At 58.2% G+C, this 20,230-nt stretch carries 23 protein-coding genes; 9 read left to right on the forward strand and 14 right to left on the reverse strand.

Annotation, left to right across the window (positions count from 1 at the left end):
• Positions 1–43 precede the first annotated feature (43 nt).
• Positions 44–793, reverse strand: coding sequence for a sulfate transporter CysZ (gene cysZ / locus FXO11_RS18925; RefSeq protein WP_148864497.1), 750 nt, complete (start codon positions 791–793; stop codon positions 44–46).
• A gap of 122 nt (positions 794–915) precedes the next feature.
• Between cysZ and FXO11_RS18930 the strand changes: the two genes are divergently transcribed.
• Entirely contained in the window at positions 916–1,332 is a 417-nt protein-coding gene (locus tag FXO11_RS18930) for a VanZ family protein (RefSeq protein WP_227545970.1), read from the forward strand.
• Between the two features lie 517 nt (positions 1,333–1,849).
• On the opposite strand, the gene FXO11_RS18935 is transcribed toward FXO11_RS18930, so the two are convergent.
• On the reverse strand, positions 1,850–2,524 hold the full coding sequence (locus FXO11_RS18935; protein WP_148864498.1) for a class I SAM-dependent methyltransferase: 675 nt from the start codon (positions 2,522–2,524) through the stop codon (positions 1,850–1,852).
• Positions 2,525–2,614: 90 nt separating this feature from the next.
• On the opposite strand from FXO11_RS18935, the gene mnmH reads away from it, so the two are divergent.
• The 5 genes from mnmH to FXO11_RS18960 all read left to right on the forward strand — a co-directional run bounded on the left by mnmH (position 2,615) and on the right by FXO11_RS18960 (position 7,486).
• Positions 2,615–3,733 (forward strand): tRNA 2-selenouridine(34) synthase MnmH, encoded by a 1,119-nt coding sequence (gene mnmH / locus FXO11_RS18940; RefSeq protein ID WP_148864499.1) that lies wholly within the window; start codon positions 2,615–2,617, stop codon positions 3,731–3,733.
• A 294-nt stretch (positions 3,734–4,027) separates the two neighbouring features.
• Positions 4,028–4,870, forward strand: coding sequence for a mechanosensitive ion channel family protein (locus FXO11_RS18945; RefSeq protein WP_148864500.1), 843 nt, complete (start codon positions 4,028–4,030; stop codon positions 4,868–4,870).
• Positions 4,871–5,105: 235 nt separating this feature from the next.
• Positions 5,106–5,612 carry an aminoacyl-tRNA deacylase gene (locus FXO11_RS18950; protein ID WP_148864501.1) on the forward strand — a complete coding sequence of 169 codons (507 nt, stop codon included), beginning with the start codon at positions 5,106–5,108 and terminating at the stop codon, positions 5,610–5,612.
• Between the two features lie 176 nt (positions 5,613–5,788).
• Positions 5,789–7,075 (forward strand): FAD-dependent monooxygenase, encoded by a 1,287-nt coding sequence (locus FXO11_RS18955; protein ID WP_148864502.1) that lies wholly within the window; start codon positions 5,789–5,791, stop codon positions 7,073–7,075.
• A 45-nt stretch (positions 7,076–7,120) separates the two neighbouring features.
• On the forward strand, positions 7,121–7,486 hold the full coding sequence (locus FXO11_RS18960) for a histidine triad nucleotide-binding protein (RefSeq protein WP_148864503.1): 366 nt from the start codon (positions 7,121–7,123) through the stop codon (positions 7,484–7,486).
• 68 nt (positions 7,487–7,554) lie between these two features.
• Here FXO11_RS18960 and FXO11_RS18965 read toward each other — a convergent pair whose 3' ends face one another.
• A complete protein-coding gene (locus FXO11_RS18965; RefSeq protein WP_148864504.1) occupies positions 7,555–7,956 on the reverse strand; it encodes a GFA family protein in 402 nt (133 codons plus the stop codon).
• 566 nt (positions 7,957–8,522) lie between these two features.
• Here FXO11_RS18965 and FXO11_RS18970 point away from each other — a divergent pair.
• The 3 genes from FXO11_RS18970 (at position 8,523) to FXO11_RS20310 (ending at position 10,942) form a co-directional block, all read left to right on the forward strand.
• Complete coding sequence (locus tag FXO11_RS18970) at positions 8,523–9,809, forward strand: maltoporin (RefSeq protein WP_148864505.1); 1,287 nt, start codon at positions 8,523–8,525, stop codon at positions 9,807–9,809.
• A gap of 224 nt (positions 9,810–10,033) precedes the next feature.
• Positions 10,034–10,627 (forward strand): DNA polymerase ligase N-terminal domain-containing protein, encoded by a 594-nt coding sequence (locus FXO11_RS18975; RefSeq protein ID WP_148864506.1) that lies wholly within the window; start codon positions 10,034–10,036, stop codon positions 10,625–10,627.
• Positions 10,628–10,768: 141 nt separating this feature from the next.
• Positions 10,769–10,942: a hypothetical protein gene (locus FXO11_RS20310; protein ID WP_168203205.1), complete on the forward strand. Its 174-nt coding sequence runs from the start codon at positions 10,769–10,771 to the stop codon at positions 10,940–10,942.
• Here FXO11_RS20310 and FXO11_RS18980 read toward each other — a convergent pair.
• The 11 genes from FXO11_RS18980 to FXO11_RS19030 all read right to left on the reverse strand — a co-directional run bounded on the left by FXO11_RS18980 (position 10,939) and on the right by FXO11_RS19030 (position 20,067).
• On the reverse strand, positions 10,939–11,613 hold the full coding sequence (locus tag FXO11_RS18980) for a hypothetical protein (RefSeq protein WP_148864507.1): 675 nt from the start codon (positions 11,611–11,613) through the stop codon (positions 10,939–10,941). The two genes, FXO11_RS20310 and FXO11_RS18980, sit on opposite strands and share 4 nt — an antisense overlap.
• 10 nt (positions 11,614–11,623) lie before the next feature.
• Positions 11,624–12,622 carry a 5'/3'-nucleotidase SurE gene (locus FXO11_RS18985; RefSeq protein WP_148864508.1) on the reverse strand — a complete coding sequence of 333 codons (999 nt, stop codon included), beginning with the start codon at positions 12,620–12,622 and terminating at the stop codon, positions 11,624–11,626.
• 97 nt (positions 12,623–12,719) lie between these two features.
• Positions 12,720–13,922 (reverse strand): hypothetical protein, encoded by a 1,203-nt coding sequence (locus FXO11_RS18990; RefSeq protein WP_148864509.1) that lies wholly within the window; start codon positions 13,920–13,922, stop codon positions 12,720–12,722.
• A complete protein-coding gene (locus tag FXO11_RS18995; protein ID WP_148864510.1) occupies positions 13,922–14,770 on the reverse strand; it encodes a hypothetical protein in 849 nt (282 codons plus the stop codon). The genes FXO11_RS18990 and FXO11_RS18995 overlap by 1 nt, the downstream gene beginning before the upstream one ends.
• Positions 14,771–14,910: 140 nt before the next feature.
• Positions 14,911–15,165 (reverse strand): DUF2164 domain-containing protein, encoded by a 255-nt coding sequence (locus FXO11_RS19000; protein ID WP_148864511.1) that lies wholly within the window; start codon positions 15,163–15,165, stop codon positions 14,911–14,913.
• A 124-nt stretch (positions 15,166–15,289) separates the two neighbouring features.
• Positions 15,290–15,760, reverse strand: coding sequence for a gamma-glutamylcyclotransferase (locus FXO11_RS19005; RefSeq protein ID WP_264766188.1), 471 nt, complete (start codon positions 15,758–15,760; stop codon positions 15,290–15,292).
• A gap of 32 nt (positions 15,761–15,792) precedes the next feature.
• Entirely contained in the window at positions 15,793–16,155 is a 363-nt protein-coding gene (locus FXO11_RS19010; RefSeq protein ID WP_148864513.1) for an EF-hand domain-containing protein, read from the reverse strand.
• 231 nt (positions 16,156–16,386) lie between these two features.
• Entirely contained in the window at positions 16,387–16,740 is a 354-nt protein-coding gene (locus FXO11_RS19015) for a DUF1428 domain-containing protein (RefSeq protein WP_148864514.1), read from the reverse strand.
• Between the two features lie 193 nt (positions 16,741–16,933).
• Entirely contained in the window at positions 16,934–17,848 is a 915-nt protein-coding gene (locus tag FXO11_RS19020) for a DNA-3-methyladenine glycosylase 2 (protein WP_227545971.1), read from the reverse strand.
• A 46-nt stretch (positions 17,849–17,894) separates the two neighbouring features.
• Entirely contained in the window at positions 17,895–18,980 is a 1,086-nt protein-coding gene (ada, locus tag FXO11_RS19025; RefSeq protein ID WP_148864516.1) for a bifunctional DNA-binding transcriptional regulator/O6-methylguanine-DNA methyltransferase Ada, read from the reverse strand.
• 232 nt (positions 18,981–19,212) lie between these two features.
• Positions 19,213–20,067: a DUF2059 domain-containing protein gene (locus tag FXO11_RS19030; protein WP_148864517.1), complete on the reverse strand. Its 855-nt coding sequence runs from the start codon at positions 20,065–20,067 to the stop codon at positions 19,213–19,215.
• Positions 20,068–20,230 lie beyond the last annotated feature (163 nt).

Genomic DNA, 20,230 nt, shown 5'->3' on the forward strand with positions numbered 1-20,230 from the left:
ACCTTAAACGCTAAGACTTGAAAGGGTTACCGGCTGTATTTCGTTATTCAGCTTCAGGCCGACGCTCGCGCACCCAATAGGCTGTGGCGCCGCATACTGCCGCAGGCACCACGAAAAGATTGAGCACCGGCACCATGGCCCCCAGCGCCACCGGCAGGCCGAAACCGAAAGCGGACAGCCGCTGGCTGCCCAGGGTTCGGCGCAGATCGCCAAAACTGACGCGATGGTTATCCGCCGGGTAGTCCACGTACTGCAGCGCCATCATCCAGCTGTTGAACAGAAACCAGAGCACCGCCGCCACCAGGTTCACCACGGGAATCAGCCCGATAATGAGCAGCAATACGGCACGCGGCAGGTAGTAGAGAATCTTCTGAACCTCCCGCAACAATGCCCGGGGGACATCCTTGAGAATTTGGACCCATCCGCCCCCGGCATCCAGATCCTGACCGGTCAGGTGCTTTTCCGTCAGCTCGGAGAGATAGCCATAAAAAGGAGAGCCGATCAGGTTGGCGACGATAACGAAACCGTAAGCCAGCATCAGCAAAATCACCACGCCGTACAGAATCCAGAATACCCAGTCCATGGCTTGCAGCCAGGCCCAATCCGGCAGCCAGCCCATGGCGGTCGCAATCATGAGTCCGAAGGCTTCGGCCAGGAAGTAGAACAGGAGGCCGAACAGGAGGATATTGATAATCAGCGGGATAATGACGAACAGACGCAGCCCCGGCTGGCGGATCAGCCGGAATCCTTCGCCAAGGTAGCTCAGGCCATGAAAGAAATTGCCTTTAAGCATGTCCGCATCCTCCGGTTTTCGAGGGCCTGTTGACGTATCGCCTACATGCCTGCTGAGCCGCGCGAAGACGCCTGACTGGCATCGAGAAGGGCCGCTGGCAGAATTCGGGCGCAGAGCATACCATGACCGGCCACCGGACCAATACCTTGGGAACCATGACTGAACTTCTACGCCGACTCACACAGTGGACGCCCGCCTGGCGCCTCGCACTTGTCGCTTCCATGGCACTGATCCTCTGGCTATCGACCGCCGAGCTCACCCACCCGGTCGCCACCTCCACCTGGGACAAGGCCAATCATACCCTTGCTTTTATAGAATTGATGCTGCTCGCACGCCTGGGCTGGCCCCGTCTTCCGGTCCTGCACAGTGGCCTGCTGATTTTGGCTTTCGGCGCATTGATCGAGCTGATCCAGGCGCCCATTCCCTACCGGTCGGCGTCGCTGCTGGATCTTGTCGCGGATGCCATCGGCATCGGCCTGGGTTTAATGCTCTGGTGGTTCATACTAAGGCCGCTTCAGGCTATTCGTCAGTCCGATTGACGCGAGAAGCCCCCGGCAACGGGAACTTTTTGAACGATCGACGAATAGCCCGCCTCTCTCGCTTGAGATATCGCCCGTTAACCTTGTGAGATATTTCCTACAAAGGCGTGAGAAATAGCGAATTCGTACTGTGCGAAGCGCCAGCATCAACATTCAACTAATTCGCATATTGCTGATATTTAAGATTATTTATTTCCGATCACTTCCTGATCACGTCAAGACGGGTATGCTGTCACACGAAAGTCATCTTCAAGTCGGTATAGTGGATCTGGTCAGGATGACAGGGACAGGACGACACAGGGAGTCGTTCCTCACAGGATGTGAGGGGAAGCAGGGACCAAAAGGATTTAATGCTTAAGGGATACTTATTTTGGATCGCCGGCTCGGAAGCTGGCGCCACGGAGCTGGCCAGGGATCAGATAGCGACAGGATGTCGAAGAGCACAAGGACGAGATACCTGTTCCGACAAAGGGCAACATCTGTTGCCCTTCTTTTCGTTCCCGGAAAACTCGCCTCGTTAAGCGCTCGCCAGGTAGATACGCACCCGATTGAATTCCTCGAACTCGTGCAGATCCGGCCATGTTCTTCCTTCGCGCACCGCTTGCAGCCGGTACCGCGTATCGCCCAGATCCTTCACTCGCGAATCCGCCAGCAAAACTTCAGGCGCCCCCTCAAGGAAATACCCCAGTAACGGACGATTCTCCGGATCGTAGAGTACATCGGCCGCTGTGATGACATCGAATTTACCCTCTCGGGCGGTCCAATCGCCGCAAACGGTGACGGCCACTCCGTTGACTTGAGCGTTCGCCGCGATGGCGATCAAGGCGTCCGGGTCGATATCGCAGGCCACCACCTCACGGGCGCCGGCCTTAGCCGCAGCAATAGCAACTACCCCGGAACCGGAGCCGAAATCGATGACCCGTTTGCCGGCTACCCGTTCCGGATGATCGAGAATAAATTGCGCCAAAACCTGGCCGCTGGCCCAGCAGAACGCCCAATACGCCGGTTCAGCCACGACCGCTTGTGCTTCGTCATGGGTTAGCGGACCTTCGAGCACCGCTGGATCGAACAGATAGAGCGCTAGCGACGGACAGCCGGCTGGACGGGATAACGCGACTCGTCCGCGACGGAGGGTCCGGCTCATGCATGCGTTGAGCGTGCTATTGGTAGGGGCATCATCGGCTTGAAGCATGCCGCATTCTACCCGGCTGCCAGTGCGGACTGAAGCGGGAGCAGTCATCCGTTATACTGCGACCATTCATTCAGCCCAAACCAGGCCGTTATGACCCGACCCGACACGACCGATTACCTTCATCTCTTTCTCGACGACACGCCTTTGCTGGACGTGCGTGCGCCGGTGGAATTCGATAAAGGCTCATTTCCCAACGCTCTTAACGCCCCGCTGATGAACGACGAGGAGCGCCACAGCGTTGGCATCTGTTACAAGGAAAGGGGCCAACAGGCCGCGATCGAGTTAGGCCACCAACTGGTCCGGGACGATATCAAGCGCGAACGTGTCGAGAACTGGGTCCGCTTCGCCAACCGGAACCCGCGGGGTTATCTGTTCTGCTTCCGGGGCGGCTTACGCTCTCAGCTTACCCAGCGATGGATGCACGAGGCCGGTGTGGACTATCCGCTGGTTAAAGGCGGCTATAAGGCTCTGCGCCGCTTCCTGATCGACAGTCAGGAGGCGCTACTGAAGGAATTGCCCCTATTTATCATCAGCGGCCGCACCGGCAGTGGAAAAACACGCTTGTTATTGGAAACACCCAATCCGGTTGATCTGGAAGGCATGGCCCACCACCGGGGTTCGAGTTTCGGCCGCACCCTGACGCCCCAACCCAGCCAGATCGATTTTGAAAACCGTATCGCGGTGGCCTTGTTAAAAGCACGTCATACCAAGGCTGGACCCGCTTTCCTCGAAGATGAAAGCCGCTTGGTGGGCCGCTGCGCCCTGCCCCACAACCTGCGTGAGCGTATGACCGAGGCGCCGCTGCTGATTCTGGAAAACACCCTGGAAGAGCGCACCGACATCATCCGCCAGGACTATGTGACCGGTATGCTCGATGCCTTTATTGCCCGGGATGGGGAAGAAGCCGGCTGGATCAACTTCCGCGACTATCTACTCAGCGCCCTGGCGCGCATCCGTAAACGTCTGGGTGGCGAACGATACCAGACCTTGCGCGACAGCATGGTTGCCGCCCTCGACGAACAGCAGCGCTCCGGCAATGCCGATGGTCACGCGGACTGGATCCAGGTATTGCTGCAAGACTACTACGACCCCATGTACGACTATCAGCTCAACCAAAAGGCTGGCCGCATCGTGGCGCAGGGCGATTTCGCGGCGTTGCGCGAATGGGCTGCCGAGCAATCGCCGGCTTGCACAATCCCGAAGCCGTAGCATGCATCCAAACTGCCGCTGTCACGTATAACGTGGCGGAACCGTCTATTCGAGACGATTTGACATGACAAAAATGGGCCTGGCACTAAAGGTGACTTGATCTACCTGCATATATCTTTAATGCTTGTCTGCTATAACAAGGTCTGGACACAGACCCAAGCTGGACGCTGACTGGAGTTCCGCGCAACGTCATCGGGGTGTCTACTGTTCGACACCGGCCATAGACGGTTTATCGAACGCGTCGTGATTGGAAACACGAAATCAATGGAACCACGGAATTAACAAGGAGCTTTCATGGAAAACCTCTTTCAGAGCGACGGACAGGTCGCTGAAATGGTGCAAATGGTCTATGGCATGATCATCGCCTACGCGCCCAAAGTGCTGCTGGCCATCGTTACGCTGGTGGTCGGTCTATGGCTCATCAATCGGGTGATCGGCGTCCTCGATAAGAAGCTGGGCGAGAAAGATCCGACCCTGAACAAGTTCCTGTGCGGCCTGATCAGTGCGATCCTGAAGATCATGCTGGTGATTTCCGTCGCATCGATGATCGGTATCGCCACCACATCGTTTATCGCGGTCATCGGTGCTGCCGGCCTGGCCATTGGCTTGGCCCTTCAGGGCAGTTTGTCGAACTTTGCCGGCGGCGTACTGATTCTGATCTTCAAACCCTACAGAGTCGGCGACGTCATCGAGACCCAGGGTTTCTTCGGCAGTGTTGTGGAAATCCAGATTCTCTACACCATTATCAACACGTTCGACAATCGCCGCATCATCATCCCCAACGGGGATCTGGCGAACTCCAGCCTGGTCAACGTCAACGCCTACGAGAACCGTCGCGCCGACATGGTCTTCAACATTGGCTATGGCGACGACATCGACACGGCCAAGGCCATTCTCAAACGCCTGGTAGAAGAGGATGAACGGGCGTTTTCCGACCCGGCCCCGAATATTTTCGTGGGCTCCCTGGGCGAAAGCTCCGTGGATATAAGCTGCCGCGTCTGGACCAAGACACCGGACGTGTGGCCTTTCATCTGGGATATGCAGGAGAAGGTCAAGAAGGCGTTCGACGCCGAAGGCGTGACCATTCCGTTCCCTCAGCGGGACGTACACGTTTACGAGTCCAAGAAGGCGGATTAATCTACCCGCGATTGTACCGAACCACGATTGCACCGAAGCCCGGCGAATGCCGGGCTTCGGCCTCTACGGCGTCCACACTTTACAGCCATCGCCAATCGACACGCCCCTCTCAATCGATTTCTCCAACTTTCGCGTTCTGCCCCGCCTCGACTATGCTTGCCAATGAAACAGGTGACTCTTGCCCGGAACCGGAGCTGGAGTGCGTACTGTCATTGCTGGTTGGAGGTTGTCCAAGATGCCGGTTCAGCAATTAAAGGAATTTTTCGAAACGAAGGCCGTGGCGTACCACTGCCTCACCCATCCACCTGCCTTCACGGCTCAAGAGCTTGCCCACCACACGCAGGTTCGTGGCGACGAAGTCGTCAAGACCGTCATTGTCGAACTGGACGGCAAAATGGCGATGCTGGTCATGCCGGCCACCTGGCGAATACGCTGGGACCGCCTCTCCCATGTTCTCGATACAGACTTTGTTCAACTCGCTGACGAGGAAGAATTCAAGGACCGCTTCCCTAGTTGCGAGGTCGGCGCCATGCCACCGTTCGGTAATCTATACGGCATGTCGGTCTATTGTTGCGAAGCGCTGACCAACCAGCAGCAACTGGTCTTCGCTTCGGGCAGCCACACCGAATCGATCCGGATGGCCACCGATGACTTCCTGCGCCTGGCCAGCCCTATGGTTATCAGCCAGGGCTTTCGCCGGCCGGATTCACCCCGTCCCGCCTGGATGCGCAAGGTTTCCTGAAGCAGCACAACCCGTATTCGCTCGGAAGGTGTTAGCGGTGGGAGATGGTTACGGTGAGACGACGTTAGCGGGGAATAGCGGGTACGAAGAAGAGTGAGCAGGAAGATCATGGATAGAAGGTTTGCGGCGCCTCTCGCCGGCCACTAATATGGGGCCATTCGAATCGGGAAGCGGATATGACGCAAACTTTCGACGTAATCATCGTCGGCGCCGGCATGGTCGGCGCGGCGCTGGCTAACGGACTCGGACGTTCCGGAATGACTGTCGCCCTGCTGGATCGAGAGACACCGGCAGAATTCGATCCGGATGCCGAGCCCGATTTACGGGTTTCGGCCCTTAGCGCGGGTAGCGAAAGCTATCTCGAACGACTGGGCGCCTGGTCACACATCCGCGCCATGCGACTGACCCCTTATCGCCGCCTGTCGGTGTGGGATGCGGCCCCTCATCCATTCAGCCGGTTCGTGCCACCCAACCTGGCCCGCACGACCTTCGAAGCCCACGCACTGGGATGCGAGCACCTCGGCCATATCGTTGAAAACCGCGTAATTCAGCGGGCGCTATGGGATCACGCCGGCGAATGCGAAGGCATCACCCGCTTCACCGGTATCGATATCCGCGATGTCGTCTCCGACGCCCAGGGCGTCACAATCGAGCTAGCGGACGGCCGGCACCTGACGGGCGAGCTGCTGATCGGCGCCGATGGCGCGCAATCCCGCATTCGCCAACTGGCTGGCATCGGCGTCACCCGCGACCAATACGCACAGCAGGCGATGGTCGCTAGCGTGCGTTACCGTGGGTCGCCGCAGGACATCACCTGGCAGGCCTTCCATCCCAGCGGGCCGCGCGCCTTCCTGCCGCTGCACCGGGACGGCGAATTCAGTTGGGCCTCGCTGGTATGGTATGACGCTCCGGACCGGTTAGCCGAGCTAAAGGGGTTGGACGAGCCCGATTTCATTGCCGCGCTGGTCAAAGATTTTCCCGCCGAACTGCCCCTGATCGACAGCGTCGCCGGCCGCGCCAGTTTCCCGCTGGCACGCCAGCACGCCAAAACCTATTCCAGTGGGCGCGCAGTCTTGGTAGGCGATGCGGCCCATACCATCAATCCGCTGGCCGGCCAGGGCGTCAACCTGGGCTTCCAGGATGCTCAGGTCCTACAAGAGGAGTTGGTGAAAGCCCGCCGCTCAGGCCAGCCGTTGGCCACGCCGGGCCTGCTGCAACGGTACGAAAACCGGCGCCGGCCCGCCAACCGTCGCATGATGCTGGCCATGGACCTGTTCTATCACGCCTTTAGCAACCGTATTCCGCCCCTACATCTGTCCCGCAACATGGGTCTGGCGCTGGCCAACCATGTGCCGTTCGCCAAGAATCAAGTTGCCCGTTATGCCATGGGTATCGATGACCAATTGCCATCCCTACTGAGACGGCTGGTGGACCAGGCGCCGCGTCCGGCGTTCCTGAAATAGCTGCATCAACGCGCCACACGGCGCATGGATAATAAGGAGCCAAGTATGGCCGAAACCATTTTCGATAAGATCATCAACCGGGAGATTCCCGCCGATGTCGTTTACGAGGACGACATCAGCCTCGCCTTCAAAGACATCAACCCCCAAGCACCCGTACATTTGCTGATCATCCCCAAGCAGCAGATTGCCACCATCAACGACATTCAGGACGACCAGAAGGAACTGGTTGGCCATCTATTCACCGTGGCGCGGGACTTGGCGAAGGAAATGGGTTTCGATGAAGGCGGCTACCGCGTGGTCATGAACTGCGGGGAACAGGCGGGACAATCCGTATTCCATATCCACCTGCACCTGCTGGCCGGCAAACCACTCGGCTGGCCGCCTTACACGGAAAAAATGAAGCAGGCCTGATCATGTGGTGTCCCGTGCGCTCAATTCGCTGAACATCGTCCGGGACACCGTCTCCACGGCGACCACCACTACTGCCGAGCGAACAGGGCGAAAACGTCCTCTTCGGTCATGACCGGCGTTTCGTTGGCAAACGCGTAGTAGCTGGGCTTTCTGTCGATAAATATCTGGCTATCCATAACGAAGTCCATCCCCTTCTGGAATAGGCCTGCGGGGAAGATATAGTCGCCCGAGTTCTTCAGTTTGTAGAACAAATGGGTACCGCAGGTATCGCAGAAACCACGTTCCGCCCACTCCGACGAACGATAAACCGTTACGTGGTCCAGACCGGTTAGCCGCGAATTCTTATTGCAGTGCACCGTCATCATCGGACCGCCGCCCCACTGCCGGCACATGCTGCAATGACATACATCGATCTCGTCCCGGCGGTCCGCCTGCACCTCAACGGCGCCGCACAGGCATTGGCCTTCCATTCTCTCCGGCGATCCCATTTTCCAAACCCTCCGTAATGACCCGATGTCAGAAAACTATAGCGCTATTTCTGCATTTTCGTTGGCAATGCCAAAGGGAGTGTGCGTCATCGGTATATTACCCCTGCTCCAGAGTCCTCATCTGACAAGTTTCTGCTCTATCGGAAAGGGCATTCAGCTTCATTCTCCCGGTTTTGCGGCATCTGATGCCGTCTCTAGACGACAAATTTGTAAATTTAATCACGAATCCAGTATATGGAACTCGCCGCAAACCCCTACCAAATGCGGCTTCAAGCGTTTTCTTCCGCTGAATTAACCGTCTTATTTACAAAATAAGTATGTTTTTTGACCTGACTATCTTTATTTGCACTGATTTTGTATGTAGTTTTACTAACACTTTTGCAGAAATACGCCCCCGGGTTACGCCCCACGCGAACTGCGAAAGAATGAGGAGCGACCCCGGGATTGGCTCGTTGAACGGGGACTAAAGGCAGTTGGATTCCATCGGCAAGTACGGGTACGCCGAGGCGCTCCAAGTCTAACCAACAATAAAATCAGGACGATAAATCATGAGCGATAACAACAAAATCTTCCCCCGCCATACACAACTCGCAGTCGCCGTCGCTACCCTCCTGGTCGCGACACCTACCCTGGCTTTCGATTTCAAAGGCTACTTCCGGTCCGGAATTGGCTCCAGCGCAGGCGGTGGCGACCAAGCCTGCTTCAAGGCCGAAGGCGCCGGCGCCAAGTATCGCCTCGGCAACGAGTGCGAAACCTACGCCGAGCTTCAGTTCGGAGACGAGGTGTTCAGAGAAGGCGATACCAGCTTCTACGTTGACTCGATGATTGCCTACGTGACCAAACAACGAAACGATTACGAAGAGGTCGGCGACGAAGACAACGAGATTGCCGTTCGTCAGTTCAATGTGCAGGGCACGAACGTCATCGAGTCACTCCCCGGTTCGATGCTCTGGATCGGTAAGCGTTACTACCAGCGCCACGACGTGCATATCAACGACTTTTTCTACTGGGACGTTTCCGGCCCCGGCGCCGGCCTGCAGGATATCGACGTCGGTGCGGGCTTGCTGCACGTTGCCTGGACCCGCTCTTCGAACGATGAGCAAGGCGACGACGTTGAAATCGATGACGACGCCCTCGCAACCGTCACTAACGACATTCTCGATGTGCGCTGGACCGACATTCCCGTCAACCCGGGCGGATTGCTGGAATTCGGTGTGGACTACGGTCAAGCCAATCTGAACGACGCCCAGGAAAGAGCGGGCTTCAGCGACCAAGATGGCTACTTGTTCACCACCGAACACCACCAGACCGAGTTCCTCGGCGGCTTCAATAAACTGACCTTCCAGTACGCCACGGATTCGATGATTGCCAGCCGTCAAGGCCGGCCTAACAGCAATATGCTCAATGAAGGCGACATGATCCGTGTCATCGATCACGGCCTGATTCCGCTAAGCAGCAATCTCGATATGTTTTATGTCGGCATTTACGAAGACACCAGCTTCGACAACGATACCGGCAACAAGTGGCTCTCCGCGGGCATCCGCCCGACCTACTACTGGAGCGAGTTAATGAGCACGGCCGTGGAGCTGGGCTTTGACCGGGTGTCTCCAGAAGCCTCCGGCGAAGACGACCGCGATCTACAGAAGATCACCATTGCCCAGCAGTGGCAGCCCGGCGCCAAGTTTTTCGCGCGTCCGCAACTGCGACTGTTCGTCACCTATGCGAACTGGGACGAAGACGTATACGACGCAGAAGCAGCAGGTGGCACCAATGAGCTCGACGACAACGAAGGCGATGGCCTGACCTTCGGCGCCCAGGCCGAAGTCTGGTGGTAACGGAAAAGTCAGTGATGGCGACTGTTAGCCGCGGGACCATCATTGGCTAGAAGAGCAGTACGGCGCAGGCTGAAACGATCGGAGCCAGCCTGCGCCGATTTTATCCACTCAGACACTCCCCTCCCCATTCAACTTTCTTGTCGAATGGTAATTTTATTGCGGTTTTCTCTGCCGTGCGCTGACCTATCATTAAAAGGAAGCGTGTTCGTTCCAGGGAGGTAAATATGACCCACGACAACCTCAAGGAGTACCGCAAGAAGCGCGACGTCAAGCAGTCCGGCGAGCCCAAGGGCAACTCTTCCGGAAAAGCCGGCAAAACCACATTCGTCATCCAGAAGCACGACGCCAGCCAGCTGCACTACGATTTCCGTCTGGAAATGGACGGTGCCCTCAAGTCCTGGGCCATTCCCAAGGGTCCATCAACCGATCCGTCCGAGAAGCGCCTCGCGGTTGAAGTGGAAGATCACCCGCTAGACTATGCCAATTTCGAAGGCGTGATTCCCAAGGAGGAATACGGCGGTGGCACCGTCATGGTCTGGGATCGCGGCACCTACCGTAACCTGCGCGAAGAAGGCAACAAGTCCACCAGCATGCAACAGGCTTATGAAAAGGGACTGATCGAAGTCTGGCTCGACGGCGAGAAACTCCACGGCGGCTACGCCCTCAAGCGCTTCCGTGAAGGCAAGAAGCCGCAGTGGCTGCTGATCAAGATGGACGACGAAGGCGCCGATGCCCGGCGCGATCCCACATCGACGGAGAACGAATCCGTCAAGACCGGGCGGGACATGAAGACCATCGCCGAGGAAGAGTCGTCCTAACCGTTGTCGACCTCGTCAGTCGGTTAGCGAGCACACAACGACACGCGGCCCTAGCCGGGGCCTTCGAGTTCGTAGGCGTGTCGACCCATTGACGTTTCTATTACCGGGCTCGAGCATAAGACCCATACCTTGGCTTGCTCCTTGGTAGGATCAGAAGCGCCTAGGATCTATCGCTCATCGCCAGCCGCACCCCTACGCAACAATCAACATGCCAGCCGCGAACCATTGGGCGAGCCTTCGGTCGAGATCAAGCATCCGATGAACGGCGTGGGGATCGCCACCGAGTTCGGGCATGGCGATCCCCGGCTCGACTAACGAATCCAGTGCCCTGAAAGCTCGGAACCCGGCAGGTAGGCGACTACCACATCATGATCGCTGTAGAGAGAGTCTGTTTCGATAAAACCGTTGGTCAGGGCGCTACCGCAGTCAGAGCCGGTCAGCCTGGCAATAATGACCTTGCCTTCGAGCGCGGAGGCGAGCAGACCCGTGGTTTCACAACGTTTGTTGTTGACGGAGAACTGACCGTCGCTCTCCAGTACCAGCGATTGCAGTTCGCCATCGATCCGGATCCGGTAGGTGCCTGCCATGTCAGCCACATCGTAAGCCAGGCTGTCGACTTCGGCACTCGCCAGGGCGACGGTTTTGCCGTCGAGCGAACAACTCAGTCCCGCGGAAACAGCCTGGCAGCTTGTTGCACCGCCAAAGCTGACCCCTTTCGATGTGGCATCGTAGCGGCCGGTGTACTCTGTGCGCCGGTCCTGTTCGTCGAGGATAACCAGGGTCAGGTTGCTGGTGTCGACCAGGGTGGCCATGGTCAAGTTCGGTTGGCCATCACTATCCAGGTAAGCGCCGCTGTATCGGCCCTTCAGTTCGCCCAGGGTGATGGCTTGATCGCCATCGTCGTCACTGTCAGAGCCGCCGCAGGCGCTCAGGACCAGCAAACTGCCGAACACCAGAGCAGACCGGTAATGGAAAAATCGTTTCATATGCCCCCCGTTACTCCGTCAGCCCGTTGAGTTTCTGTGCCGTCAGGGCCACTTTGGCACGACTGGCCTGAACGTGGGCGTCGATAGTGCTGATGGTGACATAGCCTTCATTCACCAGTTTGCCTTCGGCGTTGTCGCTGTCGTCGTCTACCAGGCCGCTGGAGAAGGAAACTCCGGCAGCCCCGGCATAGGCTGCTTTCGCCATTGCAAGCGCCTGTTCTTCAGTCAACGAACTATCGGATGCCATGATGTTGCGAGCGACGTAGCTCATCATCGTTTCGTTTCCGGACATATCCTCAACGAACATGGCGTCGTGACCGCCGGCATTCCAGGCGACGTCGGTGAAGCGGTAACCCAGGTGGTTGGCCACATCGCTCGGTGTGTTGACGTTGAGGCCGGTGAACGCTGGTAACAGGGCCTCGCCAGCGGCGCGACTGGCTTCGAGCTGGTCGACAACGTCAACGACAATCTTGGCCACTGTTACAGCCTTGGTGGCATCACCGTCTGCCGCGCTTACGGCGATCGCCGGAATGCCCCGGGCGATGCTGATCATGGCGGCACCCAGAGTGCCGGAGTTGTTGTTCATGTAACCCAGGTTGTTGCCTTCGTTGGGTCCGGAAATCACCAGGTCCGGTACCGCGCCCCAGACCTTTGGCGCCACCACGTCGAGGCCATGCAGCACGGCCATCACCGGGGTGCCCTCGGTGAAGTCCTCGAAAGCCACGGTCTCGTCGGTGTCGCCGACGCAGTATTGCTGCTGGCCTGCTTTACTGACGTCCACCGACACTGGCTCGAGGAAGCCCAAGGCGCCGCCCTTTCCGCTTTGGCCGGTGCAGGGGGCGGACATGATCACGCTATGGCCAGCCGCCTGCAGGGCGCCGAAAAGGAGCTGGATATTGTCCGTCTCCCAGCTGTCGTCGTTAGTGAGCAGGATGTTGAGTGCAGTGGCTTGGCCGCTGATCAGCATGCCACCCATAAGCGCCCAGGGGGTGATTGTCTTCAGTTTCATGCGTTGCTCCTGATTGGTGATGAAAACCAGGCACAGCGTGGGCTTTGCAGATGTCGGAACGGTGAAAAAGATATCCCGAAACGCGGTTTGGATATCCCTACATCGCCTCGGCCGGGTCGCCTTTCGCTCCGGCCGGTGCCCCCAGGACGATCTGTTGCGGCGACAGAGAAAGTCGATAACGTGACTGAACATGAGCCTGCGAACGTTCACTGACGAATAGATACGGTTCGGCCAGTTGCTCGCCTAAAACAGCGACCAACTCCTCCTTGATACGGTTGCGGTTCTGATCGAGGGACTTGGAGCGCAAACCGTTTTGCCTGAGGTCGTTGATCGCCTTGGTGTGACCCTGGTGCGCTGCCATTAACATCCCCAGCTTACGGCCTTCGGTCATATCCGGACGGTTCGAGGGCGGATTGGCAAACCAGCCATCGCCCTCCACGCGTCGGCGGGCATACCAGAAGTAGTAAAGCAGCGGCGTTGGCGGCAGGCTGACCGCCACCCCCCGTACCCGGACCTCGCCCGCCGACAGGTCGAAAGCCAGAATGTCTTGTGCAGTTGCTATGGCCCAAGCCCTTGAGATATCGAAATCGAAAAGCTGCAAACTTCGGATAAACCAGGCCCGCTGCCTGTCATCCATCGATGCTGCACGTTCATCCAGCGCCAAGTCGCGCAGTTCGGCAAAGGGTCGATCGAAATGTTCGATTAGATGTTCCAGCAAGGTAAGCTGCGCCGGCAATACGGTTTCCCCAAGTGGGGCTGTAAGCTGTTTCGCCTCGCGATGCCGTATGCCGTTGGACTTGATACGCTCGTACCAGTCCCGCTGACGCCGGGATGCGGGTGCTGGCAATGCCCACAGAAGCACAAAAACCACTGCGCCCGGCACGAAACCCTGGAGCAGGACGGCGCCCCAGCGGGGCTCGCAATCCAGCGCCAGACCGGCGTGAAGCCATCGGCCTTCATGCTGCCAGCGAATGTCGATTGCCGGCGCAGGGGCCTCTGATTCTGCCAGCGCGCCGATCGTCTCAACCTGTGCCCGGCAGTGCCCCAAGGCATGCCCAAACAGGCCACCTGTCATGGTGAGATGGGCCAATGGGCCCGCCAGCCGCTGACGCAAATGCGCCATGAGCGACGGTCGATCGTCTCCGTTAACCAGCGCTTCGTTAATACGTACCGGGACGCTTTTCGACAGGGACTCGTCGAGACTGGCCTCGAGAGTGTTTCGTGCAGTGAAGTAGGCAACACCGGAAAGCAGCAGGCTGAATAAGACAAAGCCCAGTATGAAAAGGCCCTGCAATCGCATCAAAGCCCCTCACACTCGGGAAAACGCGTTTCAAATGCGGGATCGATATGGGCATAGAGTGGCTTGAGGACGGTCATCGACTCGGCCAGCTCGCAGCGCAGACCCGCATCCAGCACCTGGCGGCTGACAAACCAGGCGCCCGTAGGCCGATTCTCAGCGATCACGAGGCGCTGTTCCGGCGGCACTTCTCGCTCTCCGACCCATTTCAGTCCGCTTATCACGTCAATCTCGCCCTGGGAAAACGCTCGATACAGGGCCACGCGATCGGTAAAGAAATGGAGCTGCCGGTCCTGCAAACGAATATCGGCGGCTTTCAGCTGCCCCATGGGCAACTGGAACGAAGACTGGCTCTGGCTATCCTGCAGCAGGCCAATGCGCTTGCCTTCGAAATAGGCTTGGGAGAGTTCCGGCTTATCGCGATTGCTCAGCCAATAGACCGAATAATCCGGCGTCTGCTGCAACGTCGCGTAATAGGCTTCATAGTTCGCCAGTAGCCCCTTGAGCACACGCTCCCGGTTCCACAACAAGTCGAAATGCTGATCCGTCAGTTCCCGGGTTGTCAGTTGCCCCCTGGGCTGCCAGGAAATTTCCACCGCCTCGAACCGGACGGCAAGCCCGGGCGATCGGCACAGTTGATCGGCCAGCGCCTGGGCGTAGTAGTTGGTTGTCGTGAGCACCCTGAACGTATCGCCACCGGCTTGCTCTGTCAGCGTGTTGCAGCGATAGGTGAAGAGCGGCCCCAGCGGCAGCGTCTCAATACGCGTCCAGGAGAGGGCAACGACGGTGACGAGGGCGGCCAACAGAACCAAGACCACAAGCACCGTATGGATCGACTTCGATAGGAGCATGGACCTTGCCAGATTGGGTAAAAACGGAATGCCTGGCAGGTTATGGAAGTTTTGTGACGGTTTGGTGACAGGATCGATTATGCCCGGAACCGAATCAGCAGATTCCTCGCGATCAATTAGTTTCAGGTCGGCGCGCCGGGCTACTTGCTGAATTCGGTCGGCCGCTCCAGGGCCAGGACTTCGTCGTCCAGATCATGCATTTTTCGAGTGAAAACCGCCTGGGCGTCGTAGAGCCCGCGGTTATAAAAATAAGCCCCGATTTCGTCAGCAAAAAAATCAATCAGGAACTCGGCGTCGAAACCGCCAATGTCCTGGTCCATCTCTTGCTGAAAGTAGCGTTTGACCTTTTGTACGACCTGGCTTTTTTCTTCGTCTGAAAAACGAAACGTCTCCATGACAACGCGTTCCTTTCCTAAGTGGACAGTGCCTCTCTGAACAATATATTTACCAGAATATTAATAGGTTACCCAGGACATCCAGTGGCTGATCGCAGCGGTGTGCGAGAGGGGCAATAGCCCCTTATTGGCGATAGATAGAAAACTCCCGCTCGCAGCGCTTATGATCGCGATCCGTCACGGATTCGACAGCCTCGATGCGGGCAATGTAGCCGGCAGGCAGCCCATTCTCCCGCGCTCCGGTCAGCACGTGGTTCTTGTACCAATGGTAGGGTTTCCAGGACGGGTCGATATGGCGCGCGACGTAGAGACGTACATTAAACCGTTCGCCATTCTCAGCGACGACCTCCGCCTCTTTCTCCCGATAGCCAAAGCCCAGCCCCTCAATGCGATCCAGACGCCGCTTGTCTGTCGCCGAAATTTCGAACACGACGCCGATAACCCGATCCTCGGAATCACCGGTATGGGCGGCATCGCATTTACCGGAGCGGTCCTTGAGGCCCATCTTGTGGAACCGTAGAGCGTGTTCGGGTAAAGCCGCCACCGCCACGAACCGAGCCGACGCGACCCGCGCGGTCAGGCGGCGAAAGGACATATTCGAGCCGTAGGAAAAGCAGCGTATTACACTCAAGAGTCGTCCATCTGATCCCGAACTTTTTCGCGCTTCTCGACGCCAGTCGGGCAATCCGTGCATTGCCACTGGCGCTGCCCCTCCCGGGGATCGTCGAATTCGTCCGGCGTCACCTCGCCATCGCCATTATTGTCATACATGTTCATGACTCGCTGTCCCCGGTCGCTTTCTTCATTACCGGTCTGAGAGCCCGCCGATGGCGCGCCAAAGGCGCTCAGCTCTTCCTCATTGAGTGCGCCGTCGCCGTCCTTGTCGAGCGTCTGAAAATGGTCACGCGGGGACGAATCCCCACTCTGCGCCCAGGCACCCGGTACACAAAAGGCTGAAACCACTACCGCCGTTACGATAACTTTGAGCATGATCGACTCTCCCTCGTCATGGATCTGCGGTGGAGCGGGCCGCCGCCCCGTTTACTCCTTTATTAGCATAGCGCGGCAACCGCACCCTGCTGTACGAGAATGCCAATAAAATATCATTCTAAAGAGAAGCTGAGGAAGAGGACCGGGGCTGTCGTTTTTGCACGACAGCCCCGGCAAAAATTTACGGTCGGCTTGCAAAGTGCGTCTGGAAAAATGGTTATCCGGGTAAGTTCAGAGATCCAGCATCTTCTCAAAACCACCAAAAATCATCCGTTGACCATCGAATGGCATCTGGCTCATGTCCATATTCATGCGGCTGTCTTCCATGGATTTCTTCATGCCCTCGTCGCGGGCGGCGCGGTCTGGCCAGAGAATCCAGGAGAAAACCACCTTTTCCCCATCCTTACGCTGGACCGCCATAGGAAATGAGGTCACCTTGCCTTCGGGCACGTCGTCCTCCCAGCACTCGACCACCTGTAGCGCACCGTGGTCTTTAAAGATTCCGGCGGCTTCCTTGGCAACCCGGATATAGTCCTCTTTGTTTTCGGCGGCAACGGCAACGACAAAACCATCAACATAAGACATTGTTCTTCTCCTCATTCAATAGTTCAGCGCTGATTTGGTAGTCAATACTCATCGTGCAGGTGCCACTCGCTGGAGGCTACAGCGCTCGGGTGTGACTTCGTTCAGTTCCTGTCGGAAGGTTCAATAAGTCGTCGAACGAGTCCACCGGAAATCGACACCAGGGCGAAATTATTTAAGGCACCTCAAGAAACCGTCAATAACCTGCGGCGGATTGCATCGCCCATAAGTGAGCTGCCACCAGCGCGCGCCAGGGCGAAAAACCCTCCAGCCAGAGGCGGGTTTCCTTTTCGGTGAGTTTCTCGGGCCGGCCCATCACTGTCTGAAGATTACGACGCACCGCCACGTCGCCATGAAGGGAGCCGTCCAGCCAGCCAAAACCCCGCAAGAGCGTATAGCTGATGGTCCAGGGGCCAATGCCGCGTATCTGACGCAGCTGTTCCTCGATGGTTTCGGCGGAGGTATCGTCGAGCCAGCTATCCAGCGGTAGTGTCTTCTGCTCAATCTGTTCGCTGATGGCCTGAATGGTCTGGGCCTTGGTGCGCGACAAGCCTGTACCGCGCATCTCGTCCAGCGTCAGGGCCGTGACCGCGCGGGCATCGGGGAAGCACCACAGACCGCTGGAATGCTGGCGTCCGGCTGCTTTGATAAAGCGACGGCGAATGGATACGGCAGCGCCAACGCTGATCTGCTGGCCGATAATCGCCCAAGTGAGGGCCTCGAATGGCGTGGCTGTCTGGGGCACCCGCAGCCCTGGATTACGAGCGATGACGGGCCCCAGCTGCGGATGATCGCGATGGGTCTGTTCGAAGAGATCCACCGGCTGCAACAGACCCAGCATTCGGCGCACCATGCGCTCAAGGTCCGATAACGCGGGCACTTGCGGCTCGCCGTCCACCGCAAGCATGCCCGTGGCGCTATCGTTGGAGAATTCGATCGTCAGGCGCGCAGGCTGTCCGGCCCAGAGTATTCCTTTTTGGAGCTGGTTGTCGGTTACCTGCTCAGAAAGCTGCTCTGCATCGCGCTGATGGAAGGCCAGCACATCCGTGGAACGGAAGTTCGCCGGCAATGGGACACGACAGCGACATAGGGCTTGAAGTGATTCCGTCAACGCTCGCCTCCTTCGTATCGTTCGCTTGATTCTTCTTATCGGTCGCCTAAAGAGCCAGGACCGGTCGATCGTCCGATTCTCGCTCCAGCAAAATCCGCTTGCGCTCGACACCCCAGCGGTAGCCAGACAGGCCGCCATCGTTGCGCACCACCCGGTGGCAGGGAATCGCTCCGGCCAGCCGGTTGGCGGCGCAGGCTCGGGCGACGGCGCGCACGGCTTTGGGGGAGCCGATGCGATGGGCCACTTCACTGTAGCTCAAGGTCTGGCCCGGCGGGATTTTCTGCAAGGCTTCCCAGACCCGCCGCTGGAAGGCGGTGCCGCGAATATCCAATGGCAGCTCCAGCCCGGTTCGCGGAGCCTCGATAAACCCTACGACACGAGCAACGATGTCCTCAAAAAGCCGGTCGCCGGCAATCAGGTTGGCGGTGTTGAACTGATCCTGAAGCTCCTGCACAAGGCTGTGGGGGTCGTCCCCCATCAAGATTGCGCAGACGCCTTTTTCGCTCTGCGCGACCAGAATAGCGCCAAGAGAACACTCCCCAACGGCAAAGCGGATATCGGCCTCGCTGCCACCGGCCCGGTATTGGGTCGGGGTCATGCCCAGCATCTGATTGGATTGGGCATAGAAGCGGCCATTGGAGTTGTAACCAGCCTCGTACAATGTATCGGTGACCGACGCGCCGTTGGCCAGCCCCTGGCGTACGCGCCGGGCACGATGGGCCTCTGCGTAGGCTCTGGGCGAGACGCCAGTCACGGCCTTGAAGGTCCGCTGCAGGTGGTAAGGGCTCCAGCCAGCTCGCGCGGCTAACTCGGCCAAGCTGGGCGTCGTTTGCGCCGCTTCGATAAAACGACAAAGGTCCGTGACGGTGCGCGTGCGTGGAGAGGCGCCGGATTCTTCGTCCGGCCGGCAGCGTTTGCACGGGCGATATCCGGCGCGTTCCGCGGCACCGGCCGTATCGTGGAACTCAATGTTTTCGGGCTTGGCCAGACGGGAGGGGCAAGCTGGCCGGCAATAAACGCCGGTGGTGCGCACGGCGTAGACAAAGCGACCGTCCGCCTGTGGATCGCGGTTCTGCAACGCGGCCCAGCGTGGATCTCGCAGGGCTCGGATCTTTTCATCATGGGCAGTCATGGCGCAACGCTCCTCTCACAGGCTTATGCTACGCCAAATTTACCGTTTGAGTGACCCACAGACACTCCGGGTCTTGCGCTCAAATTCGGCAAATCGCTGTTTCGGGCACGAGAAGTGCCCCGTCCGGGCCGGCCTGCGGCAAAGGGAGCGGTATGGGAAAGAGAACATCCGGAGCCCACACCGCGTTCGCATTGGCACAGGCTCAGGATGAGAGTTTGCGGTAAGGCGCTTGTTACTGGGTACGCGCGCCCGGATTCAGCAAGCGCACAAGCTGCGCCCCGATGGTGTCCACCGGTTCCATGATCGACTGCTGAATACTGTTGGTGACGACGCGGGTGTATGTGGCGCCGGCATCGGTTTCCAGAAAATCGATGTACTGTTTTATCTCGGCGAGGTCGAAATCTTCGTAGGTGTAGAGGTAGGCCGCATAGACCTGCTGTTCAACCGCGCCGCGCAACATCATGCGTTGGCTTTCGATCTGTGCCTTCATTTCTTCGAAGGTGGGCCCTTGGCTGCTGAACGCAGACATGGCCGAGGCCAGACCCAACTGAACGGCGACCGCCGTATCCACGGTGCTCTCGGTAGCACGCGATGCCCGGTCGAAATGGGTAAACAGGTCGGCTCTTTCGGTGCCTTTGTACTTTTCTGCCAAATCAGTGGCGCTGGACTCCACCTTCTGCCAGGCAGACGGGCTCGAAGCGGCGATTTCGGCGCCGGTGATCCTCTCGCCAAGGGGTGTTTCGTACCATGCCAGTACCGACTGAAGCTGGTTCTCGTCCAGACCCTGTTCCAGATCATTGATCACTTGCCGGCGTATATCGGCGCTGCTGAAAGCGCGGCTCACGATGCCACCGATGGTATCGGCGATGAGCGGATCGACCTGCCCGGTCTGCTTCAGGCCCTGGCGGATACCCTGGCTCATCATGACCGGGTACTGCGAAATGATCTCTCCCAGGGGCGATTTGCGGACGACGGATTCTGACAGTACGCTCGCCTGAGCGACAGCGCCCATCAGGAACAACAGCACAAAGCCCAGCGCGTGCAGCGAGGCCAAGCGGATCACGTTCGGTTTGGGGAATACTCGCATTGCGGTTTTTCACTTCTCCAGAGGGTTGGGTCCGTTATGCCATGCCGAACCTGTCGCCGCAAGCGGGAAACCGCGGGAGAAGATGACCATTTATTGAGAATAGAGGGCGTTGAGAATGGGGACCTGTCTCCGTCTGCAACGCATTCGGGCTTAGCCAGGCCAA

The organism is Marinobacter fonticola (assembly GCF_008122265.1).
Taxonomy (GTDB): domain Bacteria; phylum Pseudomonadota; class Gammaproteobacteria; order Pseudomonadales; family Oleiphilaceae; genus Marinobacter_A; species Marinobacter_A fonticola.

Excerpts from the sequence above, each read along its gene's own strand:
- cysZ (WP_148864497.1), bottom strand. The coding sequence starts at position 793 with ATGCTTAAAGGCAATTTCTTTCATGGCCTGAGCTACCTTGGCGAAGGA.
- FXO11_RS18930 (WP_227545970.1), top strand. The coding sequence starts at position 916 with ATGACCGGCCACCGGACCAATACCTTGGGAACCATGACTGAACTTCTA.
- FXO11_RS18935 (WP_148864498.1), bottom strand. The coding sequence starts at position 2,524 with ATGCTTCAAGCCGATGATGCCCCTACCAATAGCACGCTCAACGCATGC.
- mnmH (WP_148864499.1), top strand. The coding sequence starts at position 2,615 with ATGACCCGACCCGACACGACCGATTACCTTCATCTCTTTCTCGACGAC.
- FXO11_RS18945 (WP_148864500.1), top strand. The coding sequence starts at position 4,028 with ATGGAAAACCTCTTTCAGAGCGACGGACAGGTCGCTGAAATGGTGCAA.
- FXO11_RS18950 (WP_148864501.1), top strand. The coding sequence starts at position 5,106 with ATGCCGGTTCAGCAATTAAAGGAATTTTTCGAAACGAAGGCCGTGGCG.
- FXO11_RS18955 (WP_148864502.1), top strand. The coding sequence starts at position 5,789 with ATGACGCAAACTTTCGACGTAATCATCGTCGGCGCCGGCATGGTCGGC.
- FXO11_RS18960 (WP_148864503.1), top strand. The coding sequence starts at position 7,121 with ATGGCCGAAACCATTTTCGATAAGATCATCAACCGGGAGATTCCCGCC.
- FXO11_RS18965 (WP_148864504.1), bottom strand. The coding sequence starts at position 7,956 with ATGGAAGGCCAATGCCTGTGCGGCGCCGTTGAGGTGCAGGCGGACCGC.
- FXO11_RS18970 (WP_148864505.1), top strand. The coding sequence starts at position 8,523 with ATGAGCGATAACAACAAAATCTTCCCCCGCCATACACAACTCGCAGTC.
- FXO11_RS18975 (WP_148864506.1), top strand. The coding sequence starts at position 10,034 with ATGACCCACGACAACCTCAAGGAGTACCGCAAGAAGCGCGACGTCAAG.
- FXO11_RS18980 (WP_148864507.1), bottom strand. The coding sequence starts at position 11,613 with ATGAAACGATTTTTCCATTACCGGTCTGCTCTGGTGTTCGGCAGTTTG.
- FXO11_RS18985 (WP_148864508.1), bottom strand. The coding sequence starts at position 12,622 with ATGAAACTGAAGACAATCACCCCCTGGGCGCTTATGGGTGGCATGCTG.
- FXO11_RS18990 (WP_148864509.1), bottom strand. The coding sequence starts at position 13,922 with ATGCGATTGCAGGGCCTTTTCATACTGGGCTTTGTCTTATTCAGCCTG.
- FXO11_RS18995 (WP_148864510.1), bottom strand. The coding sequence starts at position 14,770 with ATGCTCCTATCGAAGTCGATCCATACGGTGCTTGTGGTCTTGGTTCTG.
- FXO11_RS19000 (WP_148864511.1), bottom strand. The coding sequence starts at position 15,165 with ATGGAGACGTTTCGTTTTTCAGACGAAGAAAAAAGCCAGGTCGTACAA.
- FXO11_RS19005 (WP_264766188.1), bottom strand. The coding sequence starts at position 15,760 with ATGTCCTTTCGCCGCCTGACCGCGCGGGTCGCGTCGGCTCGGTTCGTG.
- FXO11_RS19010 (WP_148864513.1), bottom strand. The coding sequence starts at position 16,155 with ATGCTCAAAGTTATCGTAACGGCGGTAGTGGTTTCAGCCTTTTGTGTA.
- FXO11_RS19015 (WP_148864514.1), bottom strand. The coding sequence starts at position 16,740 with ATGTCTTATGTTGATGGTTTTGTCGTTGCCGTTGCCGCCGAAAACAAA.
- ada (WP_148864516.1), bottom strand. The coding sequence starts at position 18,980 with ATGACTGCCCATGATGAAAAGATCCGAGCCCTGCGAGATCCACGCTGG.
- FXO11_RS19030 (WP_148864517.1), bottom strand. The coding sequence starts at position 20,067 with ATGCGAGTATTCCCCAAACCGAACGTGATCCGCTTGGCCTCGCTGCAC.